Annotated in this window: 1 protein-coding gene; it reads left to right on the top strand. The window is 62.5% G+C overall.

Features of this window, described 5'->3' with window-relative positions:
* Positions 1-565: pyridoxal-phosphate dependent enzyme (locus AWU74_RS07570; protein ID WP_162505035.1), on the top strand; the 565-nt coding region annotated here is incomplete at both ends.

A 565-nucleotide genomic window follows, 5' to 3' on the forward strand; every position in this document is an offset into this window, starting at 1 on the left:
GGAGTATTTCAACCCGCTGTCGTCGGTGAAAGACCGAATCGGCTACGAACTCGTCAAGGACGCCGAGGAACAGGGGCTTATCAACAAGGATACGGTGCTTATCGAGCCGACGAGCGGCAACACGGGAATCGCGCTGGCGTTCGTCGCGGCGGCAGAAAAATACCGCATTATCCTCACGATGCCTGATACGATGAGCCGCGAACGGCAGAACCTGCTGAAGGCGCTAGGCGCGGAACTGGTGCTGACGCCGGGCGGAGACGGGATGAAGGGCGCCGTCGCCAAAGCGAAAGAACTGGCGAAACAGACGCCCAACTCCTATATCCCCGGTCAGTTCGACAATCCGGCGAACCCGGAGATTCACCGGCTGACCACGGCGGTCGAAATCTGGAACGACACCGACGGCGCGGTCGATATCTTCGGCGCGGGCGTCGGCACCGGCGGCACTATCACGGGCGTGGGGGAAGTGCTGAAGCAGAAGAAGCCGTCGGCGCGGATTGTGGCGGTGGAACCGGCGGATTCGCCGGTGCTTTCCGGTGGCGCGGCGGGACACCACAAGATTCAGGGA

This window comes from Treponema endosymbiont of Eucomonympha sp. (assembly GCF_001028545.1).